The sequence below is a fragment of the Rhodococcus sp. OAS809 genome (assembly GCF_040546695.1).
Taxonomy (GTDB): domain Bacteria; phylum Actinomycetota; class Actinomycetes; order Mycobacteriales; family Mycobacteriaceae; genus Rhodococcus_F; species Rhodococcus_F qingshengii.
Map to the genome: position 1 here is coordinate 2,987,461 of NZ_JBEPOI010000002.1, position 19,868 is coordinate 3,007,328.

A 19,868-nucleotide genomic window follows, 5' to 3' on the forward strand; every position below is an offset into this window, starting at 1 on the left:
CCCTCGCAAGTTTAGGGTAGGCTACCCAGGAACGTGAAGGTGCGCTCCCGCCCTGGTCAGACCTGTTCCCACGGACCGAATTCGAGCAAAACGTCAATTGCCGTCTTACCGTCCTGCGGCCGAACGACATGTTCGAGGGCATAGACCCTCGATCCCTCCGCAGCGCGAGCGAGATCGGAAATACCGGGCAGAATGGTCGGTTCGGGTGGACCGCCCACACCACGATGGAAGTTCTCGATGGAATGCCCCAAATAGAGGACCCGTCCGCCGGGCGTCAGCCACTCCCCGACGCGCTTCAAGGTTGCGGCCAGATGGTCGACCTCGAGGTGAAGAAAGCTGACCAACACCAGGTCGACCAGCCCTTCCGGCTGCCACTCGGTCGCGTCGCCGACCTGCCAGTCGACAGCCTTGTCCCCGTCACTCGCCCGTGCCAGATCGATCGCCACCGACGAGTAGTCGACCGCAGTCACCGACCAACCTTGCCCAGCCATCCACCGCGCGTGACGGCCGTCGCCGCAGGCCAGATCGATCGCGGTGCCCGGTCTCAGATCGGAAATTCTTGTTGCGACGGTTCCCGCCGGGTCGACTCCCCATGGCTCCGTCACCGCTCGGTATCGCTCGTCCCAGTCGCGTGCGTCCATGATTGCTCTCCCATATCCGTTTCACCGTTTCAGATCGGACGGTGCCCCCAGCAGCATAGAGAACCCTCGAATGTGACAGATCGATACCCCTGGGGGTATACAGGTGACGGACAGGAATACCCCCACCCGTATCAGGAGTGAAGATGTCAGCGACCAGAACAGTCACCGCGGACCCACCCACCCGAGCCGACGGCATACTTGCGCGTCTCGGTCGATCGATGGCGACTCACACCCGCCTCGTCGTCGGCGTCTGGTTGATCGCGTTGATCGCACTCGGCGCCGCAGCACCCAGCGTCTTCACCTCTCTGGCCGGCGCGGGTTGGCAGGCAAACGGATCCGAATCCGTGCAAGTTCGCGAGTTGGCCGAGCAGCATTTCGGTGGAAATTCCTCCGCCGCAGTACAGGTGGTCGTTCACTCGGATTCTCTACCCATCACGGATCCGTCGATGCAGCAAACCCTGGCCGCGGTAACGGAAATCTTTTCCGCGGACCCTCGCTTCGGCGAAGTGATCGCCCCGCAGCCCGGTATGACCATCAGCCCGGACGGACATACCGGCATCATGGTCGCGGGCGCCAACGCGAGTACCGACGAGATGGTCAGCGCGGTAGACGAACTCGGCAAGAAGCTCACGGGCTTGTCCACCGACACGATCGAGGTGTACCCGACGGGTGCGTCGGCGTTGTGGAGCGATTTCAACAAGGCCAATCACGAAGCCATGATCAAAGCCGAAATGATGTCGTGGCCCGTCACTCTCGCGATCATGGTGTTGGCCTTCGGCTCCCTGGTTGCCGCGGGTCTACCACTACTGCTGACGCTTGCGGGCCTGGTCGCTTCGGCGGGTGGGCTTGTAATCCTCAACGAGATCACGCCGATTTCCGTGTGGGCCATGAACTTCGCGATGATGTTCGCTCTCGCGCTGGGCATCGACTACGCACTCTTCCTCGTCGCCAGGTTCCGGGATGCATTGCGAGCCGATCCGGATCCAAGGGCCGCCGTGGCTCAAACCATGGACACCGCCGGCAAGGCTGTGGTCCTTTCCGGCCTCACAGTTCTGGTCAGTTTGTCTGCGGTTCTCATCGTTCCAGCCCCGGCCGTACGCACGATGGCTGTCGGAATCATGCTCGCTGTGATCTTCGTTCTCGCCGCAACACTCACCCTGTTGCCTGCCGTGCTCGGCAGGATCGGCGCGAAGGTCAACGGCGGTTCTCTACCGTATGCAAAGCGCCAGCAGCACCGCTCCCCGATGTTCGCAGGTTGGGCATCATTGCTGCACAAGCACCCGTGGCCATTCGGCTTCGGCGCCTTACTCATCCTGATCGCACTCGTTGTTCCGGTCTTCGGACTGAAGGTGGCAATGCCCTCCATCGCCGTGGTTCCCGAGGACGCCCCGGTTCGCCAGGGCTATGAACTGGTGCAGCAGCAATTCGGGGACGGCGCCCCGGGGATGTTGCAGATCGTCACGTCCGCCGACGATGCAGCCGACACCTCACGTCTTACCATGAGCGTTGACGGCGTGGCCATGGTCACGCCAGCGCAACAAGCTGCCGACGGGTCCGATCTTGTTATGCTGCAAGCAGTTCCCACCGTCGACCCGTCAGATCCTGCGATGGAAACCATCCTCGCCGACCTTCGGTCGCAACTGCCGGAATCGGCGCTCGTCGGCGGCGCTCCGGCCGAAAATCTCGACCTTCAGCAGGCACTCGACGACTACCTTCCCATCGTCGTGGTCGTGATTCTGACGCTCGGATTCCTGTTGCTGCTGATCACCCTCCAGGCGCCTTTGATCGCCTTGATCGGCACGCTGGTCAGCCTGCTGTCCACTGGGGCCGCATTCGGAATCGCGAAGCTGATCTTCCAGGACGGCCACGGAGCAGGCCTGCTCGGCTTCGATCCCCAGGGGTTTCTCAACGGGTGGGGTCCGGTCTTCTTCTTCGCCATGATCTTTGCGATCGCGATGGACTACACCGTGTTCCTGCTTTCGAGTGCCAAGGAGCACTACGAACGCACAGGCGACCCCGCGATCGCACACATCGACGGCCTCGCGCATTCAGGTCGGGTCATTGCGGCGGCAGCAGCGGTGATGGTTGCGGTCTTCTTCACTTTTGCGCTCGCAGATCCCTTGCCACCCAAGGAAATGGGCATCATTCTCGGCGTAGCTGTCCTCCTGGACGCAGTGCTCGTCCGCTTGGTGCTGCTGCCCGTTCTCCTACGCCTCACCGGCCGGGCAGCCTGGTGGGCGCCGGCATGGCTGCGTCGCGTCCTGCCGAACATCAGCTTCTCGCATGGCTGATCGTGTACCCGACATCACTGTCCTACTGATACCCCCAGGGGTATGATGGGGACAAGAGAAATCAAAGCCGGCGACAGTGACAGCCCACGACGAGGAGTGCGCAATGACAACACCCACAGAACCGATAGCGATCGCAACCAAGGTCACCGGAACCTTCGACGACGTCGTCACCCGCACGCGTGGCGCTCTCGCCGAGCAGGGCTTCGGCATCCTGACCGAGATCGACATGCAGGCAACACTCAAGGCGAAGCTGGACGAGGACATGGAAAAGTACCTGATCCTGGGTGCCTGTAACCCGCCGTTGGCCCATCGGGCAGTTTCGGTGGATCGTCAGATCGGCCTCCTGCTGCCGTGCAACGTCGTCGTCCGCGAAGATACGACTACCGAGAATTCGTTCTTCGTCGAAGCGATGAACCCTGCTCTCATGGTTCAGGTTTCCGGCGAACCCGGCCTCGAGTCCGCGGCAGCCGACGCAGCCGTCAAGTTGCGCGCGGCCGTCGACTCGCTGATCTGACACCGCAGTCGGATCAAACACTGAATCAAGCAGTGACATGCCCCCAGGGGTACCCTTGACCGCAGCACGAACACTCGAGAAGGGGCCACCATGACCGGCGACGAAGAGAGCATTGCGCTCGTATTGAACAGACTGCGTCGTGCCCACGGCCAACTTGCCGGGGTCATCTCGATGATCGAGAACGGCCGCGACTGCAAGGACGTCGTCACGCAACTCGCCGCCGTGTCCAAGGCGCTGGACCGAGCAGGGTTCAAGATCGTCGCTTCCGGGCTGCGTGAATGCCTGAGCGGTGACAGCGCGGAAGGTCAGGAACCGATGACCGAGGCCGAACTCGAGAAGCTGTTCCTGGCACTGGCCTGAAACATGAGAAGGGCCTGACCTGCAGTTAGCAGGTCAGGCCCTTTCTCGCGTGCGGAAAACTACTTCGCCAGGAAGTCGATCAGCACCTTGTTCACGGCTTCCGGACGCTCGAGGTAGCCGTAGTGCCCGGCGTCGGGAATCTCTTCGTACGACGCCGTCGCGATGCAGTCCGCCACCTCGCGGGAGAGGTAGGGCGGGATCATGCGGTCGTCGGCGAAAGCGACGGACAGGCACGGGCGCATGATCGACTTGTACGCACCCCGTCGATCGAAGGCGCGGTCCATACCGAGCTGTGCGCGAACACCCGGTGACGTTGCGCCGCCGGTGAACTCGAAGATATCCATCCAGTCGCGCGCCGAGTGATCGTCTGCCAGCGTGGCCGGCGAAAGGTTCATCACCGCGGTCACTGCGGCACGGTACTTGGCCGGCAGAGCGACGCCACTGTCGAACAACTGGCGCTCGCCCTCGGTCAGGACCTGCTGGAAATGATCCATCCGGGCGTGGCCGGCGAGGAACACTGCTTTGCGAACCAGATCGGGCCTGGCGAGCGTCAGTTCCTGCGCCACCCGGGCGCCCATCGAGGTGCCGATGACATGGGCCGGACCGCCACCGAGGTGCTCGATCAGTCCGGCGGTGTCTGCGACCATGTCGGGCATCGTGATGCCGCCGAGGCTCTCGCCGGACGGTGCGATTCCGCGGTTGTCGAAGGTGCAGACTCGGTAGCCGGCGGCCACCAGCGCCGGGGTCTGGTGCAGATCCCAGACGCGGCCGGGGCTGCCGGTCCCCATGATGAGCACCACCAGATCTCCATCACCCTTGACCTGGTAATTGATGGGGATTCCGTTGATTGTGGCGACCGTCATGTCAGCCTTCCTCCTCGTACGTGTGATCAACAATTTTGGTTGGATAGCCTAAGCTGATGGGCGGTCGTGTGACCGCAACCCCAGCCCATGCTCGTCCAGGAGGACCCCCGTTGAGAGTCGCTACGCTCGGATACCAAACCTGGGGCCACCGTACCCTGCAGGCCTTGATCGACTCCGATCACGAGGTCGTGCTGGCAATCACACACCCGAAGAGCGAACACGTCTACGAACAGATGTGGGCGGACTCGGTTGCAGATCTGGCGGCCGAGAACGGTGTACCCGTTCACGTGGCAAACAAGCCTGACGACGCCTTCAAAGCCGCGCTGGCCGAAGCAGCTCCCGACATCATCGTCGCCAACAACTGGCGTACCTGGTTGCCTGCGGAGGTCTTCGACGCACCCAAGTACGGCACCCTCAACATCCACGATTCGCTGCTGCCCAAGTACACGGGATTCTCCCCGCTCATCTGGGCTCTGATCAACGGCGAAGAAGAAGTCGGGCTCACGGCGCACCTGATGGACGAGGAACTCGATGCGGGCGACATCGTGCTGCAGCGTTCGACGACGGTCGGCCCGACCGACACCGTCACCGATCTGTTCCACCGCACGATCGACATGATCGGCCCCATCACACTCGACGCCCTGGATCTGATCGCGTCCGGCCGTACCGACTGGACGCCGCAGGACCGATCGCAGGCCACGTTCTTCCACAAGCGCGCACCGCAGGACAGCCACGTCGACTGGTCCTGGCCCGCCGAGGTCATCGAGCGTTTCGTCCGGGCACAGTCCGATCCGTACCCCAACGCTTTCGCCGAGTTCAAGGGCCAGCGCATCCGCATCCTGAAGGCGTCCGTCTCACGCGGGCACTACGGCGGAACCCCCGGCCGAGTGTTCATCCAGGAAGACGACGGCATGGTGATCGTCGCGGGCCCCGACGCGTGGTCGGGCAAGAACAAGGGACTGCGGATCGAGCGCGTCCGACTCGACGACGGCAGCGAGTACACCGCCGCCGAGTTCTTCCCCCACGGCGGCGGGTACCTCACCTGATCGCCGGATCAGACCCCCTCAGTACAAAACCCAGTACAAACCCCTCAGTCGCGACCTTCCCAGGCCGCCCACAGTTGTGCGTAACGCCCGCCCGCGGACACCAGTTCGCGGTGCGGGCCTTCTTCTACGATCTGTCCGTGTTCGAGCACGATCACTCGGTCGGCGCCCGCAGCCTGCGTAAGCCGGTGTGCGACAACCAGAGTGGTGCGGCCCTCCGTAGCGGCGTCGGCAGTCGCTTCCAGTTCCCGCGCTCCGGCGCTGCCCGCCTCCGCTGTTGCCTCGTCCAGTACGGCGACGGCGGGATCGGCCAACACCAGTCTCGCCAAAGCCAACTGCTGCGCCTGCGCCGCTGTCATCTCGTGCCCGCCTTCGCCGACGACGGTCAGCATTCCCTCGTCGAGAGCCTCCACCCACTCGTACGCGCCGACCGTACGCAGTGCCGCGGCAACGTCCTCGTCCGAGGATTCGGGAGCCGCCAATCTCAGATCCTCGATCAGAGGTCCGGCAAAGACATGAACCTCCTGACTCACGATCGCGATGTGGCGTCGTAGGTCGTCGAGGTCGGCAAGCGGGACACCGCCGATCGACACCCGGCCCGACGTCGGAGTGATCGAACCGGCAGCGATCGCCGCGAGCGTCGTCTTTCCGGCTCCGGTCGAACCGACGAGCGCCACGCGCTCCCCCGCACGCAGTGTGAGGCTCACTCCGTGGAGAACCTCATGACCACCGTCGTAGCTGTGCCGAATGTCATCCAGACGCAGCGAACCGTCGGCCGGAACGGAACCTGCATCCGTCGAAGGCTCCGTTTCCTCGATCTCGACGACGCCGACCAGTCGCGCGAGGCTTGCGCCGGCCGACTGCACTTCGTCGAAGGTGTAGAGCAGTGAGCCGATCGGGTTGAACAGGCGATGGAACAGCAGGGCAGCAGTCGTCGTCTGGCCGACTGTCACGACGTCCTCACGGACCAGCAGGAATCCGACGACGAGAATCATGGACAGGCCCACGAATTCGGCGCGGTTACCTCGACCGGCGAACCTCGTGAACAGGCCGAACACTCCGACTGCCAGATCGCGCGCTTTTGCCGACGCCGCATCGATCTGCCCGAGGTGTTCCTTCTCGAGGCTGTACGCGCGGACCGTCTTCGCACCCTGGAGACTGCTGATCAGCGCTTGTGAACGAGCGCCCATCGCTACCCGCTCGGCTGCGTAAACAGGAGCCGAGCGTGGCAGGTACCACTTGAGCGCCAGCGCGTACATCGGCAGCGCGACCATTCCGGCCAGACCGAGTCGCCAGTCGAGTCCGAGCATGGTCACCATGCTCAGAGCCACGAGCAGAACCGCCGCGATCATGCCGGGAACCACGTCGGACACGGCCTTGGCGATCACCGACACGTCGTCGCCGACACGCGAGAGCAGATCGCCCTTACCGACCTTCTCGACGGTCTGGATCGGCAGTCGCAGTGCCCGGTCCACGGTCCGCTCTCGCAGATCCGCCAGGATCGTCTCACCGAGCCGCTTGATCAGATAGGCAGCCACACCGGTGAACACACCGCCCACGATTGCGGCAGCGGCGATGATCACGACCACCCCGACGATCGTCGACGTGGGCGCGTTGTCCCGGACCCGGTCGACCAGGACGCCGAAGACGTAAATCGGCACCAAGGCCATCGCCGACGCCGAAGCCGCGACGATCAGGACCAGCAGGCTCTGCATCCGGTGTTCGGTCAGCGCCGCCCGCAACCACTTCCAGGTCTGGCGACCACTCGCGATCGGCAACAACTCGCGCTCTGTCACCTTCTCTGCGTTCTCCCCGGCCGGCATTTTGGTTGTCATGTCCGTGGCCGTCACCGCAGCACCGCTCCTCGGTAGTTCGCGTCGCCGCGAGAGAGTTCGGAATGTGTGCCGATCGAGGCGATCACTCCGTCGTTCAACACGATCACTCGATCCGTCACGGCCAGCAAGGCTGGGCTGCTGGTGATCAATACCGTCGTGTGGATGCCACCGGCACCCTCGTGCCGCAGTTCTGCGATTCCTTCGGCGATCGACGCCTCGGTCACCGCGTCCACCGCCGTCGTCGGATCGTGCAGGACCATCACGGGTGCCTGTGCCACCAGGGCGCGCGCGAGGGCGACGCGTTGCCGCTGGCCTCCCGACAAACTGGCGCCCCGATCGGTCACTTCGAGGTCGAGACCGTCCGGATGTGCATCGACGACATCCGCCGCTGCCGACGCCACCAGAGCGCTCTGGATGTCGAGAGCAGCGCCATCACCGGCGCCCGCGGTGACGTTCGACGCAAGCGACCCGGAGAACAGATCGGTGATGTGCGGCTCCACCAACACCGTCCGACGTGCCAATCGCAAGTCCATGTCGGACAGGCTGATTCCGCCAACCCTCACCACTCCGCGATACGCGTCCTGCGCCAGCTGACCGGACAGGACCGCGACAAGGGCGTCGGCGTCCTGCGGCTGGTAAGCCACGACGCCCAGCAGTTCTCCCGCAGGCAGGTGCAAGTCGATGCCCTTGAGCGACTTGTACTCGACTCCGTCGAGGGTCAGGTCGGTGCCTTCGAGTTCGGTCTGCGAACCCGCGCCCCGCAGTGGCTCCGCGTCCAAGACCAATGCCAGTCGATCCGACGACGCCCGCGCCACCGCGAAGTATCCGGGGATGGACGCAAGCAATCCGAGCGGTTCGATGATGAACTGCGCAAGCCCCACCACGGTGATCAGTTCACCGACCGTGATCCGGCCCTGCAAAGCGAAGTATCCGGCGAAGCCCGCAACACCGACTGCGAGCAACGCACTGACGGTCGCGGCAACGCCGGTGTAGATACCGGTCGCCTTGGCCGTGCCGATCGTCGACGCGAGCGCCTGACGGCTGACTGTGCGATAGCGAGCCGACGCGGTCTTCTCACCACCGATACCGCGCAGTGGACGCAATCCGCTGACCAGATCCGTAGCCATCGCCGACGCCCGAGCGATCGACGCCTGCTGACCGGTGGCCCTCGACGTGATGAGAGGCGCCGCCAACTGCAGCAGACCGAGAATGACCGGCGTTCCGATCAGAACGGCCAGCCCCAGCCAGAGGTCGATCCACACCAACGCCACCGCCGACGCCACCGCAGCTGTCAGGGCCGCAGCGGCGCGCGGGACGATGTCCGCGATCCACGAAGTCTGCTCGGCATCGGATGTCGAGACTGTCAGCAATTCACCCGAACGCAGATCGGTGCGCACCCCACGCGGATCGAGGACGCGGTGCGCCACCTCGAGCCGGAGGCGATGAGCCTCCTGCTGCATCGCGGTGACGATGAAGCGTGCGCCGAAGCGCCAGGCGGCCGTTAGAACGAGAAAGAGAGCCGCGAGACCGACGATGGAGACGATCAGGGCCGTGGTGTCCGAAGTCTCCACCGCACGGTCGATGATCACACCGATGGAGATCGGCACCGCCGTCTCGGTCAGTTGGTGCAGACAGACCAGAACCGTGCCGATGGCGAGCGGGCCACGGTTACGGACGAGGACGCGTCGCAAAATCGCAGCACCGCTGTGATTGCCACTATCCGGCTCGTCCGAGTCGACGGTCACACTCGAGGGGGTCGAACTCATGGAACTCCAAGCATCGATGGAAGCGATAAAGTTGAGTACAGAGATAAGTAAGTCGACCCTAATACATGAGCAACTAGCGTCGACACGCCCAGTTCTCATAGAGTCGCGAGTAAGAACCATTGCTTGCGCCGTGCAGGCAAGCACGAGAGGAACATGATGGCTGAGAACACGACCGTCGAAACCGAGATCGGCGGACGAGGACCTCGAGCCCGTAGCGGACGAAACTGCTCGTCAGGCACAGCGCGTCGTCGCTGCCTACGCGGAAGATGCCGACGAGTGCAGGATGCTGCTCTCGATGCTCGGTATCTCCCCCGCCGCCAAGCTCGACTGAATCTTTCCCTCACCGACCGAGAAGGAACGACGTGCCTGTCAGTCCGGATTCGACCAGTTCAACCCTTTCTGACAGCGCACCTGCTTCTTCGACCGGTGAAGCCGTGTCCGGGCAGGCTGAGTTCGTTGTCGTAGCGAACCGCCTGCCCGTCGACTTGGAACGGCTTCCCGACGGCACCACCCGCTGGAAGCGAAGCCCCGGCGGACTGGTCACCGCTCTCGAGCCGATCCTGCGCAGCAATCAGGGCGCGTGGGTGGGCTGGGCGGGGGTGGCGGACGCCGAGCTCGACCCCATCGTCGAAGACGGACTCGAGCTCTACCCCGTGCCGCTGAGCGCCGAGGAGATCAACGAGTACTACGAGGGATTCTCCAACGCCACCCTCTGGCCGCTCTATCACGACGTCATCGTCAAACCCGAGTACCACCGCGAATGGTGGAACGCCTACGTCGAGGTGAACCGGCGATTCGCCGAAGCCACCTCCAAGGCAGCGGCACAGGGCGCGACAGTCTGGATCCAGGACTACCAGCTGCAGTTGGTACCGAAGATGCTGCGGATGCTGCGCCCCGACCTGACCATCGGCTTCTTCCTGCACATTCCGTTTCCCCCGGTCGAGCTGTTCATGCAGATGCCGTGGCGCACCGAGATCGTCGAAGGCCTCCTCGGCGCCGACCTCATCGGCTTCCACCTTCCGGGTGGCGCACAGAACTTCCTGTACCTGGCCAGACGCCTTGCCGGGCAACAGACTTCACGTGGAACCGTCGGCGTCCGCTCCAAACTCGGTGTGGTGCAAGTAGGTTTCCGTAGCGTCCGCGTCGGCGCCTTCCCTATCTCCATCGACTCCGGCAAGCTCGACGAGCTCTCGCGCACCAAGGCAATTCGAGACCGCGCCAAGCAGATTCGCAAAGAACTCGGAAACCCCAAGCACATCATGCTGGGCGTCGACCGCCTCGACTACACCAAAGGCATCGACGTCAGGCTCGCTGCGCTCCACGAACTTCTCATGGAGAAGCGCATCGATCCCGCCGACACCGTCATGGTGCAGCTGGCGACCCCGAGCCGCGAACGCGTCGAAAGCTACGTACAGATGCGCGGAGACATCGAGCAGAAGGTCTCCCGAATCAACGGCGAGTTCAGCGAAGTCGGCCGCCCCGTCGTCCATTACATCCATCGGCCGATCCCACGCGACGAACTGGTCGCGTTCTTCGTCGCCGCCGATCTCATGCTCGTCACGCCGCTGCGTGACGGCATGAACCTCGTCGCCAAGGAGTACGTCGCCTGCCGAAGCGATCTGGGTGGTGCATTGCTGCTCAGCGAATTCACCGGTGCCGCAGCAGAACTCCGCCAGGCATTTCTGTGCAATCCCCACGACCTCGACGACGTCAAGGATTCGATGGAGAAGGCCCTCAATCAACCGCGCGAGGACGGCCGGCGCCACATGCGTGCGCTACGTCGTCAGGTCCTGACGCACGACGTCGACCGCTGGGCGCGCTCGTTCCTCGACGCGCTCGCACACGGCGGTGCCGCAGGCCCGGCGCTGATCGCCCCGGCCGAAGCACAAGACCACTGAGGACAGTGCACAAAGGCTGAGGCCGCGGAGAGTGAATCTCCGCGGCCCCAGCCTCTTTCGTACCCGGCTCCAGCCTTCGTGTGTTTGATCAGAAGGGTTGGACGTTGTTCACGAGCCAACGCCCGTCCTGCTTCTCCAGACTCATCTTCACGCGACTGCCACTGGCAACGGCTTCGGGCGATTCCGAAGACGTCGTGATCTGATTGAGGAACAGCATCGTCGTCGCGCTGTCCGCCTCGGCGTCGAGAACCGCGGCGCCCTGGACGACGACCTGAACGGTCAGCGACTTTTCCTTGGCTCCCGGAATGATCACCGATTCGATCAGGTTGGTGAACGTGCCTTGAAAATCGCCCGTCAAACCGTCTGTGGCTGCATGCAACTGCTGGTCGACGTTGTTGTAGTCGTACTGGAACATCGCTACCGCCTGATCGGAAGAGGCCTGTGCCACTTCGTCTCTGGTCTGATCGATCGCTGCGGTGTCACGCGTTCCGTCCGGACCGAAGTAGAGATACGCCGACACTGCCGCCAACGCGATGGCCACTGCACTGATGACGCACAGGATGATGGCGAGCGGTGAGGCGCGCTTCGGCTTCGGCGAAACTTGCTTGGACGTCTCGGGGTTCACTTCTGGGGTCATGGCACAAACTCCACATTCGAGGCAAGCAACTGCCCGTCGACGTCGCACATGGTGATTCGGAGTCGGTAGTTGCGTTCAGCGGGCGCTTCGTCGCCGTTCTTCTGCATCGCACGCACCGCGACCAATGAAGTCCCGCAATCGCCGTCGGATTTCTCGAACCCGGCTTCGAGCACCTCGCCGTCGGTCTGAACTCCGGCCTGCCCGAGGACGTTGACAAACGAATCCTTGCGTCCGTCGAACTGCGACTTGAACTCGTCGGTGGTGCCGGCGAGGAACTTGTCGAGGTCGGCAGCCGCCGTATCCGCGTGCAGTGTCGTCAGATTCAGTGCGGTGGTCCGGGCACCGGCCACGTAGCGGGCTCGGTCCTCGTCGGCATTGGACGCCTTGTTCCGGTCGACGAGAAGAAACACCGTCAGGGCTGCGAGAGCGATGGCGATCACCGAAGCAATGGCGATCCCGACTACCAACCCGGCCTTGGGCTTCGAACGAACAGGGGTGTCCACAGCAGTTTCTGCGGGGGTTTCGGCGGTACCGGTCGGCTCAGCCTTGGTCGCGACCTGATCACCGCTGACGACCTTCTCAGGTGGAGTATCGGGCTTGCCCAAAGCAACTGGCGCCGCCGCCTTCTGCTCAGCCGCCTTCTGCTCAGCTGGCTTCTGCTCGGCCGGCTTCTGCTCGGCTGGCTTCTGTTCGGCCGACTTCTTTTCGGTGGGCACTACTACCGCGGCAGCGTCTGCATCCGCACCCGTGGGTCCGGCGCTGCGGGACGCGCGACGGCGCACCCGCTGCCCGGCCTGTGGATCTTCGTCTGTCATCAACCCTGCTGACCCTTCATGAACTGTTCGAGACTGACGTCGCCGCCACCGAGGTTCGGTTGCGAGTACGTCCTTCCGTCCGGCCCGATGTACGTGCCTGTAATCGGATCGTACCGACGAGCCGAGACCGAAGGCGTCGACGTGTACGAGCTCGGAGTCGCGGTAATCGGTTCCGGAGGCCCGGATTGCGGGTTCGTGCCCATCGGTACGTAGCCGGAACGGCACTGTTCGACCGTCGGCGCACGACGTCCCGGATACTCCTCGCAGGGAAGGTTTCTCGCGCCGCGCACGGCGATCGGCGAATCCTGGGCAACCTGACAGAAGAGATCCGACGGCGTCTCGATCGGTGATTCGTCCTTCGGACTGCGCCACTGCTCTGCGGGCAGGAATCCTGTAGTGCACGGCGGCGGGTCGTTGACCTCCATGTGGAAGTCCACCAGTGCACCATCCGCAGCCGGGCCGGAGCCTGCCACCGTGACCAGCGCTGCGGCCAGCGGCGGGTAGATGACCAGAATCTGCTCGATCGCGTTGTTGTAGATCACGCCGACCTGTCCGACGGACACGAGGTTCGCCAGAAGAATCGGCAATGTCGGCTGCATGTCTTGCAGAAGAGCATTCGCCTCCGCCGCTGCCGCCGGCCCCTTCTGGATGACGGCACGCAGATCAGGGTCGCTGGCTCGGAGCTGATCGGTGAACGTCACCAGATTGCTTGTCCAGGAACGGATGGCATCGCTGCTGACCACCTGAGTGTCCAGGAGTGGACCGGCCTGCTCGATCAGGGTCTTGGTCGCGTCGGAGTTGTTGTTCGCCTCCTCGACGAACAGCCGAGCCGAGTCGATCAGCTTCTGCAGATCCGGGCCGGCACCGTTGAACGCCTTGAAGGATTCGTCGATGACAGTCTTGAGCTTGGTGTCGGAAATGCTCTGCAGCAACACATCTGCCTGATCGAGCATCGCGCCGACATCCTGCGGAATGCTGGTTCGGTCTTCGGGAATCACCGATCCGTTTTCCAGATGCCCGTCGACCACGATCGCTCCGGAGCTGTCGGTGTGCGGAATCAGATCGACGAACTGCTCGCCGATCGCCGACACACTCTTGACCGCAGCGTCGACGTCCGAGGGCACCTTGACGCCGCTCTCGAGAGACAGACGCGCATTCACGCCCGTTTCCGACAACTCCACCGCGTTCACGACGCCGATGGTCTGACCGCGGTAGGTGACGTTCGAGTTCTTGTACAGCCCACCGGTGGCGGGCAATTCGACGGTGACGTCGTATCGGCCGATACCGACCATAGCGGGAACACGCACGTACTGAGTGGCCATCACGATCAAACCGACGACCGTCAAGACGGCGAAGATGGTGAGCTGGATACGGACGAACTTTGTGAGCATCATGGTGCCGGTGCCCCCTGAGGAAGTCCTGGAATGTTGATCGGCGGAAGTCCCGGAATCTGAATGGTATTCGGATCCGCTGCCGGGGCCTGCGCAGCGGGAGCCTGTCCGGCGGGAGCTTGGGCCGGCGGTGCGGCAGGCTTGAGCGGATCGCTCAACGGGTTGCCTGTCTGTCCGGCGAGCCCGGCCTGCTTACCCAACACACCTTCCGGGCCGGAGAGTGTTCCGGCCAACGGAGTTCCGGTGAGGAAGTTCGCGTCGAGTCGGGGCAGCGAGATGTCGATGGTCATCGCCAGGTTGGCATAGTCACCGCGGATGACGTTGTCGATTCCGTTCTGTGGGAACGGGAACGTCAAGAGGACTCCGAGAACCTGAGTGAGAGCGTTACCGGAATCCGCCAAGGCCTTCAGAGTCGGCGAAAGAGCCCGAACGTTGGTCGCGAAATCGTCGCCGCTCTCCTGGATGACACGGCTCGCCACCTCGCTGAGACCACCGAGGGAGGTCAACGCGTTGGTTATGTCCTGACGCTGAGCGACAAGAATCTCGAGTGCCGGCGGAATACCTTCGAGCGCTTTGTTCAGGGTGTCGTGCTGTGCCTGGACGGTCGAGGACAGTCGATCGAGTCCTTCCATCGCCGAAACGATGTCGCCTCGTTGCTTGTCCAGACTGCCGACCAGCTGATCGAGCTGAGGCAGGAGGTCGCGAACCGAATCTTCACGCCCACCGAGAGCGGCGTTGAGTTCCTTCGTGATGTCCTGAACCTGAGCGAGACCGCCGCCGTTCAGTACCACCGACAGCGACGACAGCGTCTGTTCCGTCGTCGGGTAAGCGCCCGCCCGCTCGATCGGAATCAGGTCACCGGCTTCGAGTCGGCCCTCGGGCTCCTCCCCTACCGGCGGCGCCAACTCGATGTGCTGAGAGCCGAGCAAGCTGGTCTGACCGATTTTTGCCGTCGCGTTGGCCGGCAACTGAACCTCGGGATTCAGCGACACCGTCACCAGAGCGTGCCAGCCTTGAACCTCGATGTTCGAAACGCTTCCCACTGCCACGTCATCCACCCGGACGGGCGAATTCTGCGACAGCGTAGTCACGTTCGGCATCTCGATCTGAACCTCGTATGCGCCTTCGCCCCGGCCTTGAGTGCCTGGCATCGGCACCGAGTTGAGACCGTTCCATTCACAACCGCTGGCGCCGAGAGCCACTGCCGTGGCCAACACGGCAACCGTGGTCTTGCGAGCTACCCGCATCAGTTCCCTCCGCCCATGTTGAAGAGTTCGGCGAGATCCTTGGGAACACTCGTCATGGGAGCACCTGACATCGGTCCTGCGACGGTTTCCGGCTGATTCTGACTTGCCGCTTCCAATCCCGGCTCGGTGTAGACGATCTGATCCGGGAAAGCCTGCACGCCCGCGACCGGGTTGAACAGGAATCCGGGGTAGTTGCCGATCATCGTGCTGAGCACCGGCCCGAGGTACTGCTTACACAGGTCGGCACTGTTCTGGGAGTTACCACTCTCGATACCTTCGATGGAACCACAGATCCACTGGATCGGATTCTTGAAGTTACTCAGTGCAATTGCGCCGGTCATACTGCCCTGAGCCGGCTTGTAGATCTGATAGAAGTTGGCAAGCGACGTCGGTCCGGAGTGCAGAACCTGCTCGATCTCCGGGCGCTTGTCAGTCAGTACCTGAGTGGCATCGGCGAGACGCGCAACCGATTCGCTCAGTCCCTCGCTGTTGTCCTTGACGAACCGCTGGACGTCGCCGACGGCCAGGTCGAGATCGCTGAGGGCGGTACCCAACTCGTCGGAGCTGCTTGCGAGAACGCTTGTCACCGAAGCGAGGTGACCGCTGAACTGCACGATCTGCTCGTTACTCGAGGACAACGCAGTGACAAACGCCTGCAGGTTCCGAATGGTGGAGAACAAATCGGTCCGGCCTTCGGACAGCGTGTGCATCGTGGCCGAGAGTTCGCGCAGCGTCGACCGAATCGACTCACCGTTACCGTCGAGGTTCGTTCCCACGGTGTCGATGAATCGACCGAGGGAACCCTGATCGTCCAGACCCTCCGGTCCGAGGGCGTCCGACAGTTTGGTCAGTTCGGTCTTGATCTCGTCCCACTCCACCGGAACGGCGGTGCGCTCGATCGGGATCTCGCCGCCGTTGGGCATCTGTTCCCCGCCGGAGTACACGGGGGTCAATTGCACGAAGCGTGCGGACACGAGGCTTTGAGCAACGATGAGCGCCTTGGCATCTGCCGGAACGTCGACGCTCGAGTCGATCTTCATCTCGACGTACGTGTCCCGATCACGCGGTTCGATCTTGGTCACCTTGCCGACGTTGACACCGAGCACTCGCACGACATCGCCCTCGTAGAGACCGGTGGTCGAGACGAAGTGCGCGGAGATCTTGGTCTTGCCCAGGCCAGGGATGAAGAGGTAGGCCGCACCGCGCCACGAGCAGCGCGACCAGCACACCCGCTCCGATCAGCACCCACTTCTTTCGTGGGTTGGTGGAGCCCTGTGGATCCTGTGAAGTCATGGTCTCGGTCATTCTCCCGGCCCCCTGATCGTCGGTGGAATACCGGGGAAGAAGTCTTCCAGGTCGCCCGGAACCTGCTCGGGCGCGACGCTGGTGTCCACCAGGGTCTTCCACCAGTTGCTCGGCAGAATGTTGATGATGAAGGCGTCGAAGAACGGGCCGCTGGCCACGGTCTCACCGAGCGCGGTGATGTACGGTCCGAGTCCGTCGAGCGCTCCCGCGATGTTGTCCTTGTTCTGCTGGAGAACCTCGGCGACCGAATTCAGCTTCTCGAGGGTCGGCCCCATCTGGGCCTCGTTCTCCTGCACGAGCGCTGACAGTTGACGTGAGACTGCGCCGGTGTTGACGATCAGTTCGCTGATCGCGTCACGCCGCAAGCTCAGTTCGGCAAACAACTTGTTGCCGTCGACCAGCAACGAATCGATCTGACCGCTTCTGTCGGAAAGGATCTTGGTGACATCTTCGGCCCGCGAGAGCAATTGGAGCAGGCTCTCGTCGCGTGAGTTGATGCTCTGCGAAAGCCGCGTCATTCCGTCCAATGCGGTGCGAAGTTCTGGCGGAGTATCGGCCAGGGTGTCCGAGATCGCGTTGAGCGAATCGTTGATCTGTTCCGTGTCGAGTTCGGACACCGTTGTCCCGAGGTCACCCAGAGCGTCGTTGAGCGAGTACGGGGAGTTGGTGCGTTCGACCGGAATCGGCGTGTCCGTCCGCAACAGTCCGGATCCTTCCGGCCGTACCGCCAACGACTTTCGCCCGAGAACCGTGTTGGTCTTGATATCAGCCGCTGTCTGCTCGCCCAGGGCGACACCGTCCTGAACGGTGAAGGTGACCAACACCTTCTGGTCGTCGAGTTCGACGTCGCTGACCTTGCCGACCTTCACGCCGGCCATGGTCACGTCGTCGCCGGTGACCAGGCCGCCGGCATCTTGGAAGTACGCCGAGTAGCGAATGCCACCGTTGATGAACTGGAGTTGATCGTATTGAAGCGCGGCACCGACGGTTGCCACCGCCAGGACGAGACCGATGACACCGATCTGTACCGGATTACGTTCACGGGTTGGGGTCATGAGACTTTTGCGCACCTTCCCGTGTCCTGAACTGCCGTGGGCAAGATGATCGTCGTCCCGTCGGGTCCGGAGAACTTGAAAGTGTTGGCGCACAGATAGAACTGGAAGAATGCTCCGTACGTGCCCACTCGGATCAGCTTCCGGTAGTCGGACGGCAGACGATCGAGAGCGGTGTTGATGTCGTCCTTGCCCAGGTCCAGCTGCGTCATCGTTCGGTTGGTCTCCCCGATCAGCGTCTGGATGTCCGGACGTGTCGCCTGCAGCAACGACGCGAGATCTCCCGTGGCACCGGCGATCTCGGTGATCGAGCTGCCGATCGGGCCACTGTCCTTCGCCAATCCACTGACCAACTGCTGGAGCTGATCGATCGTGGTGGAGAACTGATCGCCCTTGTCGTTGATGGTGCCGAGTACGTCGTTGAGATTGGTGATGACGTCCCCGATCAGCTGGTCTCGGTCCGCCAACGTGCTGGTGAACGAACTGGTGTTTCCCAGCAACGAAACCAGCGTTCCGCCCTGGCCCTGGAGTACCTGCAGCAGGGCCCCGGAGAGGTCGTTGACCTGCTGCGGGTCGAGCGAACGAAGCAGCGGCTTGAATCCGCCGAGCAGCAGATCCAGATCGAGAGCGGGCGACGTCTGATCGACCGGAATGGATCCTCCCGACGGAAGCGTCTCGGTGGAACCGGCGCCCTCGAGCAGTTCCATGTAGCGATCGCCCACCAGGTTCTCGTAGCGCACAGTCGCTTTGGTGCTCTTCATCAGCGAGTACTTGGTGTCGACGTCGAACTCGACCTCGGCCTGGTTGGAGTCACCGATGGACACTCCGGTGACCGACCCGACCGGAACACCGGCGATGCGGACCTTGTCGCCGGACTTGAGTCCCGAGACGTCCGAGAAGGTGGCGTGAAATCCGTTGCTGCTGCTGAAGCGCACCTGACTGAAGACGATCGCCAGTCCGGCGAAGATGACCGCCATGACGACGGTGAAAATCAGCAGCTTGACCGTGGTCGGTCTCATCACTTCCCGTCTTCCTGCTCGTAGGAGTCACCGAAGAGATACTGGAAAATGGTCGGCACGGTAACGCGCAGTTCGGTGTTGGGAACGAAGGGCACGTTGCCGGTGTTGGTGACTGCGAACGGTGCATGCCCGTCGACCTTCGGATCGAATTCGGGCAGACCATAACAATTGGGTCCGCCGGAGGCCGCGACCTTGGGGAGAGATTGCGGATTCTGGTACGCCTCGGCGCCGTACATGAAGCTCGCACTCAGCATCAGCGCCGCTTTGTCCCCGGTGCCTGCCAGTGGCTCGAACTTGATCCGACCGTCGTTCAATCCGACGATGAAGCACGTCAGACCCGACGAGTACTTGTCGAGCAGGGTCGTCGTCGCGGTCAGAGTGTCGAGGGCGGTGGTCAGGTTCTGCTCGTTGTCGGTCAACAACGCGTTGCCGGTGTCCGCGAGGCCGGTGACGTTGAGCAACAGCAAGTCGAGGTTTGCCTGCTCGGCCACGATCGATCCGCTTGTCGCGGTGGCATTGTCGAGGATGCGCATCAGATCCGGTGCCACGTCGGCGTACAGATTGGTGACATCGGCGGCGCCGACCAAGTCTTCCTGGAGCTGCGGTAGAACCGGATTCATCTTCTTCAGATAGGTGTCACCGAGCTCGAGAACCTCACCCAGCGACTCGCCGCGCCCGTTGAGTGCGGTGGAGATCGCGCCGAGTGTGGCGTTGAGCTTTTCCGGTTCGATCTTCGCGAGTACGTCCGAAAGATGTTCGAAGACACTGTTGAACTCGACGGTGACGCTGTCCGAAGCGATGACAGCACCCTCCTGGATCGGCTGGGTCGACGGATCGTCGGGGATCACGATGTTGACGTACTTCGCACCGAACACCGTGGTGGTCTTGATCTCCACCCGGGCATTCGACGGAATCTTCGACATCTGGCCCGGGTCCATCGCCAACTTCAGGTTTGCCTGGTCCCCGACGAGTGAGATCGACTCGACGCGGCCGACCTGCACTCCGCGCAACTTCACCTTGGCATTGGGTTCCATGACCAGGCCGGCACGCGTGGACGTCACGGTGATGGGCGTGCTCTTGGTGAACCCACCCGAGAACATGGTGAGAGCAACGGCGACGATCGCCACGAGTCCGAGGACCAGGCCGGCTGCGGCCAACTTCTTGTGCCATCTGGGTACGGTCATCGCTTGC

16 protein-coding genes and 1 pseudogene are annotated in these 19,868 nt (G+C 62.9%); 5 read left to right on the forward strand and 12 right to left on the reverse strand.

The genetic code is table 11. From position 1 onward, the window contains the following. Positions 1-56 precede the first annotated feature (56 nt). A complete protein-coding gene (locus ABIE52_RS16915; protein ID WP_003945672.1) occupies positions 57-641 on the reverse strand; it encodes a class I SAM-dependent methyltransferase in 585 nt (194 codons plus the stop codon). A gap of 143 nt (positions 642-784) precedes the next feature. Between ABIE52_RS16915 and ABIE52_RS16920 the strand changes: the two genes are divergently transcribed. From ABIE52_RS16920 to ABIE52_RS16930, 3 genes are all read left to right on the forward strand, one after another. Next, positions 785-2,932, forward strand: coding sequence for an MMPL family transporter (locus ABIE52_RS16920; RefSeq protein ID WP_192711959.1), 2,148 nt, complete (start codon positions 785-787; stop codon positions 2,930-2,932). A gap of 103 nt (positions 2,933-3,035) precedes the next feature. Next, positions 3,036-3,446: a DUF302 domain-containing protein gene (locus ABIE52_RS16925; RefSeq protein WP_192711958.1), complete on the forward strand. Its 411-nt coding sequence runs from the start codon at positions 3,036-3,038 to the stop codon at positions 3,444-3,446. Positions 3,447-3,536: 90 nt separating this feature from the next. Beyond that, on the forward strand, positions 3,537-3,806 hold the full coding sequence (locus tag ABIE52_RS16930) for a metal-sensitive transcriptional regulator (RefSeq protein WP_007734349.1): 270 nt from the start codon (positions 3,537-3,539) through the stop codon (positions 3,804-3,806). A 59-nt stretch (positions 3,807-3,865) separates the two neighbouring features. On the opposite strand, the gene ABIE52_RS16935 is transcribed toward ABIE52_RS16930, so the two are convergent. Continuing rightward, positions 3,866-4,669, reverse strand: coding sequence for an alpha/beta fold hydrolase (locus ABIE52_RS16935; protein WP_003945829.1), 804 nt, complete (start codon positions 4,667-4,669; stop codon positions 3,866-3,868). Positions 4,670-4,779: 110 nt separating this feature from the next. Here ABIE52_RS16935 and ABIE52_RS16940 point away from each other — a divergent pair, with 110 nt between their 5' ends. After that, on the forward strand, positions 4,780-5,715 hold the full coding sequence (locus ABIE52_RS16940) for a methionyl-tRNA formyltransferase (protein WP_007734348.1): 936 nt from the start codon (positions 4,780-4,782) through the stop codon (positions 5,713-5,715). 44 nt (positions 5,716-5,759) lie between these two features. Here the strand turns inward: ABIE52_RS16940 and ABIE52_RS16945 are convergent, their stop codons facing one another. Then, positions 5,760-7,547, reverse strand: a complete 1,788-nt coding sequence (locus tag ABIE52_RS16945) for an ABC transporter ATP-binding protein (RefSeq protein WP_387481020.1) — start codon at positions 7,545-7,547, stop codon at positions 5,760-5,762. A gap of 11 nt (positions 7,548-7,558) precedes the next feature. Then, positions 7,559-9,313, reverse strand: a complete 1,755-nt coding sequence (locus ABIE52_RS16950; protein WP_081557388.1) for an ABC transporter ATP-binding protein — start codon at positions 9,311-9,313, stop codon at positions 7,559-7,561. A 434-nt stretch (positions 9,314-9,747) separates the two neighbouring features. On the opposite strand from ABIE52_RS16950, the gene ABIE52_RS16955 reads away from it, so the two are divergent. Then, positions 9,748-11,211 carry an alpha,alpha-trehalose-phosphate synthase (UDP-forming) gene (locus ABIE52_RS16955; protein WP_085989962.1) on the forward strand — a complete coding sequence of 488 codons (1,464 nt, stop codon included), beginning with the start codon at positions 9,748-9,750 and terminating at the stop codon, positions 11,209-11,211. Positions 11,212-11,299: 88 nt separating this feature from the next. Here ABIE52_RS16955 and ABIE52_RS16960 read toward each other — a convergent pair whose 3' ends face one another. The 8 genes and pseudogenes from ABIE52_RS16960 to ABIE52_RS16995 form a co-directional block, all read right to left on the reverse strand. Then, complete coding sequence (locus ABIE52_RS16960) at positions 11,300-11,848, reverse strand: hypothetical protein (RefSeq protein ID WP_007734345.1); 549 nt, start codon at positions 11,846-11,848, stop codon at positions 11,300-11,302. Continuing rightward, complete coding sequence (locus tag ABIE52_RS16965) at positions 11,845-12,663, reverse strand: Rv1363c family protein (RefSeq protein WP_192711957.1); 819 nt, start codon at positions 12,661-12,663, stop codon at positions 11,845-11,847. The genes ABIE52_RS16960 and ABIE52_RS16965 overlap by 4 nt, the downstream gene beginning before the upstream one ends. Further along, positions 12,663-14,057, reverse strand: a complete 1,395-nt coding sequence (locus tag ABIE52_RS16970; protein WP_065351964.1) for an MCE family protein — start codon at positions 14,055-14,057, stop codon at positions 12,663-12,665. The genes ABIE52_RS16965 and ABIE52_RS16970 overlap by 1 nt, the downstream gene beginning before the upstream one ends. Beyond that, positions 14,054-15,301 carry an MCE family protein gene (locus ABIE52_RS16975; RefSeq protein ID WP_007734342.1) on the reverse strand — a complete coding sequence of 416 codons (1,248 nt, stop codon included), beginning with the start codon at positions 15,299-15,301 and terminating at the stop codon, positions 14,054-14,056. The genes ABIE52_RS16970 and ABIE52_RS16975 overlap by 4 nt, the downstream gene beginning before the upstream one ends. After that, positions 15,301-16,606, reverse strand: a pseudogene (locus ABIE52_RS16980) (MCE family protein). Before ABIE52_RS16980 ends, ABIE52_RS16975 begins: the two are co-directional and overlap by 1 nt. Beyond that, positions 16,603-17,661, reverse strand: a complete 1,059-nt coding sequence (locus ABIE52_RS16985) for an MCE family protein (RefSeq protein WP_003945728.1) — start codon at positions 17,659-17,661, stop codon at positions 16,603-16,605. The pseudogene ABIE52_RS16980 and the gene ABIE52_RS16985 overlap by 4 nt, the downstream one beginning before the upstream one ends. Further along, a complete protein-coding gene (locus tag ABIE52_RS16990; protein ID WP_192712139.1) occupies positions 17,658-18,677 on the reverse strand; it encodes an MCE family protein in 1,020 nt (339 codons plus the stop codon). The genes ABIE52_RS16985 and ABIE52_RS16990 overlap by 4 nt, the downstream gene beginning before the upstream one ends. Continuing rightward, on the reverse strand, positions 18,677-19,861 hold the full coding sequence (locus ABIE52_RS16995) for an MCE family protein (RefSeq protein WP_003945815.1): 1,185 nt from the start codon (positions 19,859-19,861) through the stop codon (positions 18,677-18,679). Before ABIE52_RS16995 ends, ABIE52_RS16990 begins: the two co-directional genes overlap by 1 nt. Positions 19,862-19,868 lie beyond the last annotated feature (7 nt).

Excerpts from the sequence above, each read along its gene's own strand:
- ABIE52_RS16915 (WP_003945672.1), bottom strand. The coding sequence starts at position 641 with ATGGACGCACGCGACTGGGACGAGCGATACCGAGCGGTGACGGAGCCA.
- ABIE52_RS16920 (WP_192711959.1), top strand. The coding sequence starts at position 785 with ATGTCAGCGACCAGAACAGTCACCGCGGACCCACCCACCCGAGCCGAC.
- ABIE52_RS16925 (WP_192711958.1), top strand. The coding sequence starts at position 3,036 with ATGACAACACCCACAGAACCGATAGCGATCGCAACCAAGGTCACCGGA.
- ABIE52_RS16930 (WP_007734349.1), top strand. The coding sequence starts at position 3,537 with ATGACCGGCGACGAAGAGAGCATTGCGCTCGTATTGAACAGACTGCGT.
- ABIE52_RS16935 (WP_003945829.1), bottom strand. The coding sequence starts at position 4,669 with ATGACGGTCGCCACAATCAACGGAATCCCCATCAATTACCAGGTCAAG.
- ABIE52_RS16945 (WP_387481020.1), bottom strand. The coding sequence starts at position 7,547 with ATGACAACCAAAATGCCGGCCGGGGAGAACGCAGAGAAGGTGACAGAG.
- ABIE52_RS16950 (WP_081557388.1), bottom strand. The coding sequence starts at position 9,313 with ATGAGTTCGACCCCCTCGAGTGTGACCGTCGACTCGGACGAGCCGGAT.
- ABIE52_RS16960 (WP_007734345.1), bottom strand. The coding sequence starts at position 11,848 with ATGACCCCAGAAGTGAACCCCGAGACGTCCAAGCAAGTTTCGCCGAAG.
- ABIE52_RS16965 (WP_192711957.1), bottom strand. The coding sequence starts at position 12,663 with ATGACAGACGAAGATCCACAGGCCGGGCAGCGGGTGCGCCGTCGCGCG.
- ABIE52_RS16970 (WP_065351964.1), bottom strand. The coding sequence starts at position 14,057 with ATGATGCTCACAAAGTTCGTCCGTATCCAGCTCACCATCTTCGCCGTC.
- ABIE52_RS16975 (WP_007734342.1), bottom strand. The coding sequence starts at position 15,301 with ATGCGGGTAGCTCGCAAGACCACGGTTGCCGTGTTGGCCACGGCAGTG.
- ABIE52_RS16985 (WP_003945728.1), bottom strand. The coding sequence starts at position 17,661 with ATGACCCCAACCCGTGAACGTAATCCGGTACAGATCGGTGTCATCGGT.
- ABIE52_RS16990 (WP_192712139.1), bottom strand. The coding sequence starts at position 18,677 with ATGAGACCGACCACGGTCAAGCTGCTGATTTTCACCGTCGTCATGGCG.
- ABIE52_RS16995 (WP_003945815.1), bottom strand. The coding sequence starts at position 19,861 with ATGACCGTACCCAGATGGCACAAGAAGTTGGCCGCAGCCGGCCTGGTC.